This is a genomic window from Clostridium algoriphilum (assembly GCF_020443705.1).
GTDB classification, from domain to species: domain Bacteria; phylum Bacillota; class Clostridia; order Clostridiales; family Clostridiaceae; genus Clostridium_AD; species Clostridium_AD algoriphilum.
In genome coordinates, this window is the sequence record NZ_JAIZZK010000083.1 from 1 (window position 1) to 3,942 (window position 3,942).

The following is a 3,942-nucleotide window of genomic DNA, read 5'->3' on the forward strand; positions in this document are numbered from 1 at the left end:
GTTAAGCTTCAATGCGCCGATGGTACTGCAGGGGTAACCTTGTGGAAGAGTAGGTCGTCGCCAGATTATAAAAAAACACTAAGTATAACTTAGTGTTTTTTTTGCGTTAATTTAAAAGGAAAGTTAAGATATCTATATTTTATAGATGCGTTAACCATAGATAATCATTTTCTATTAACAGATTTGTATTGTTTGGATTGAAAATATAACAATTTGAAAGATAGAAGGAATTAGAATGCGGTAACATATGTTACTGTATATTCACGCAAAAAAGGTTAAACTATATTAATAAAAATTAAGTAGGTTATTAAGAAAGGATATATGCAATGAAAGATGAAGTGTTTAAGAAAACAATTTTAGTTGTAGATGATGAAGAGAATGTTTCAGAACTTCTTAAGTTATATTTAGAGGCAGAGGGATTTATAGTGGAGATAGCTGAAGATGGATTAAAAGCATTGGAACTTGCCAGAAGTATTAATCCAGATTTAATTATTTTGGATATTATGCTACCATTCAAAAATGGCTGGCAAGTGGCGCGAGAAATAAGAAAAGATATGGATACACCGATAATTATGCTATCAGCTAAAGGCGAGGAATCTGATAAAATACTGGGCCTTAACCTAGGAGGAGATGATTATGTGACTAAACCATTTTCTCCAGGAGAAATAACAGCAAGAGTGAAAGCAATCTTAAGAAGAACCAAAATAGATGTTAAGGAGAGTGTCGTTCTCAAGTTTCCTCAACTTGTTATTGATTTTTCTAAATATGAAATCATCGCGAGTGGAACTAAAATACTAAGTACACCTAAGGAAGTAGAACTTATGTGGTTGTTGGCTAATAATCCAGAAATAGTTTTTACGAGGGAACGGTTACTAGATAAGATATGGGGATATGACTATTTAGGTGATTCGCGTACTGTTGATACACATGTTAAACGGTTGCGTAGGAAGATTGAAAAAGGGAGATTATACACATATGTTCATACAGTCTGGGGGGTAGGTTATAAATTTGGGGTGATAAAAAATGAAGAAAAATCTCTTTAGTAAACTTTTAGGTACCTATATTTTAGTTACGCTTCTTAGTATTGTAATAGCAAGCCTATTTTTCTATATATTTTTTAGTCAATACTATTTTGGAGTAAAAGAAAAGCAAATTCTTACTCAAGGCAAAGAGATGTCTAATGTACTGAGTTCTTATATTAAAAATAAGGATTCAGGTAAAGTAAATGAACTAGTAGATACCTTTAATAAGGTTAATATTAGCCATATGTGGATATTAAATAAGAACGGTACAATTATCAGCGGATCTCATGAGTTAACCCATGCTGACGATATATGTCCAAGCGTTAATCAAGTGAAAAGAGCTCTTAAAGGAGAAATTGTTTACAACAAGGGGATAATAAAATATGTGGATGAACCTGTTCTTTCAGTGGCATTGCCAATATATGTGGGAGATAAGGTTGACGGGGCTATTTTTGTTTGTAATCCACTGTCTGATATTATTAATAGTATTATGGAAGCTTTTAAGATTGTTATTTTTGCTGGAGTTATCGCCATTTTTATTTCGGTTTTTGTAAGTTATTTTATCTCAATGTCCATAGTAAAACCAATAAAAGAAATAACTTTAATTTCTTTAGAAATGTCTAAAGGTAACTTTTCTAAAAAAGCTAAAGTATATCCTCCAGATGAAATTGGCAATTTAGCAGAGACATTTAACTATATGATGATAACTCTAGATAAGACAATGAGAGATTTAGAAGATGAGAAAAACAAAATGATTAAGATTGAAAAGATGCAGAGGCAATTTGTTGCCAACGCCTCTCATGAGCTTCGTACACCCTTAACTTCAGTGCGAGGATATGTAGAAGCTATTCTTGATGGTGTAACAAATAACAAGGAGCAAGAAAGAAAACATCTTAGGATTATATTAAAAGAAACGCTTAGAATGCATAGATTGGTAAATGGACTCTTAGATTTATCACGAATTGAATCTGGGCAAATTAAGATTAATAAAAAGGATTTAAATATTTTAGAAATTATACATAGAAATGTTATGAAACTGAGGCCACTAATTGAGGATCAGGAGATACATGTATTAGTAGATGTGCCGACAAATCTACCGAAAGTCTTAGGGGATGAGGATTTGATAGATCAGGTAATCATTAATTATATTACAAATGCAGTTCGTTTTACGTCAAGTGGAGGAAGAATAACAATAAAAGCGGAACAATATAAAAACGAAGTCTATGTACATGTTATTGATACAGGTGTAGGTATTTCTTCAGTAGAGATTGCTAAGATATGGGGCAGATTTTACAAAATTGATGAAACAAGACAATTATCAAAGGAAGGTTCTGGGCTTGGACTCTCGCTCGTAAAGGAGATTATGGAAATCTTAGGTGGGAGAGCTTGGGCAGAAAGTGAAGTAGACGAAGGTTCTATTTTTAGTTTTAGCCTAATAATTAGTGAGAAAGGCATTGGACAGAAAAGTTCACAAATAGTTCCTATGTAGTTCAAGAATGTTTTTTAAAATATAAATATGCTCAATTAAATATTGAAGGAAAACTTTAAGTTGAGCAATAAGTTATATTTTAGGAGGTATTTTTATATGAAAAAATTTAAAAAATCAAAAGCTTTTGGATCACTTTTAATGGCGTTAACTATTGTTATAGCATTACCTACAATTGCCAGTGCTCATTGTGACACAATGGACGGTCCTACTGTGGCAGATGGTAAAAAAGCAATGAAAACCAATAATGTAAACTATGTGTTAAAATGGGCTAAACCTGAATATGAAAAGGAAATATCACAAATGTTTGTTCAAACTATGAAAGTCAAAGAACTAAGTCCTGAAGCTAAGGTGCTTTCCGAAAAGTATTTCTTAGAAAATCTAGTTAGACTTCACAGAGCAGGAGAGGGCGCACCTTTCACAGGTATAAAACCTTCTGGAACTCCCAAAGATGAAAAAGTATTGGCTGCAGATGAGAGTATTAAAGTTGGAAATTTATCTTCTTTAGAAAAATTGATTGAAAAAGATAAGGTACCTGAATTAAAAGAACGATTTGAAAAAGCAATGGCTTTAAAGAATTTTGATGTAAATAATGTTGAAGCTGGAAGAAAATACATTGAATCTTATGTTAGCTTCTTGAAATTTGCTGAAGGAGAAGAAGATCACTCGGCAGAAGCTAAAGAAGGTCACACTGCTGTAACTGAACAAGCAGAATCTTTACCGATAATTCCATGGAGTTTAGTAGGTGTATTTTTCATTACAACTCTAATATCAGGTATTGCTTATCATAGAAAAGCTTCAAAATAAAAGATATTCTAGATACCAATTACTACATACCTTTCTCGGTTCTTATCCGAGGTGGGTGTTTTTTATATGTTCTCAACAAAATCAATAAAGTAGTTAATAAAATCTTAAGAATTACAGCTGAAACTATAATAACTCAGAGAGAAGAGTCAAGCATTGTTATATATCGTTCTATAGCTTGTTTAAGAAATTGAGCAATTTTAGTGGCTATCATCATTTAACGGAGGGTTTTAAAATTGTGGATAAAGATGTGTTTATAATACTTGTCCATGTGTATCGGAATGCGAAATATTGAATTATTTAGATATATATGTAGAAATATGAAGGTAATCTAGTTAGAACACATATGTGTTAAATTTATGATCTTTTTTATATGATACAATACTTCTTGTCGTCACGAGCGAGTGGCACACTAAGCCAAATGTTAATTACAATTTAATAGGTTTTCAAATGAAAATTTATTTTTAAGAAGTTGTTGACAAAACAAGAAAAACATAGTAATATAGTAGAAGTCGTCAGTTGATGACAAATCAAATTGGTCTTTGAAAATTAAACAGAGAAATAGGTAAAGAAACGAAATAATATTTTGTTTTAACCAGTTAATTACTTTAGTAAAAGTAATATTTTAGT

The 3,942-nt window shown here is 31.6% G+C and carries 3 protein-coding genes and 1 rRNA gene; all 4 read left to right on the top strand.

Translation table 11 applies throughout. From position 1 onward, the window contains the following. A 5S ribosomal RNA gene (gene rrf, locus LGK95_RS22980) occupies positions 1 to 66 on the top strand; the annotation flags it as partial. A 260-nt stretch (positions 67 to 326) separates the two neighbouring features. Beyond that, positions 327 to 1,043: a response regulator transcription factor gene (locus tag LGK95_RS21850; RefSeq protein ID WP_226127012.1), complete on the top strand. Its 717-nt coding sequence runs from the start codon at positions 327 to 329 to the stop codon at positions 1,041 to 1,043. Beyond that, the gene (locus LGK95_RS21855; protein WP_226127013.1) at positions 1,024 to 2,511 is read left to right on the top strand and encodes a HAMP domain-containing sensor histidine kinase; all 1,488 of its coding nucleotides are present in this window, start codon (positions 1,024 to 1,026) and stop codon (positions 2,509 to 2,511) included. Before LGK95_RS21850 ends, LGK95_RS21855 begins: the two co-directional genes overlap by 20 nt. Before the next feature lie 96 nt (positions 2,512 to 2,607). After that, positions 2,608 to 3,315 (top strand): DUF6448 family protein, encoded by a 708-nt coding sequence (locus tag LGK95_RS21860; protein WP_226127014.1) that lies wholly within the window; start codon positions 2,608 to 2,610, stop codon positions 3,313 to 3,315. The last annotated feature ends 627 nt before the right edge of the window (positions 3,316 to 3,942 follow it).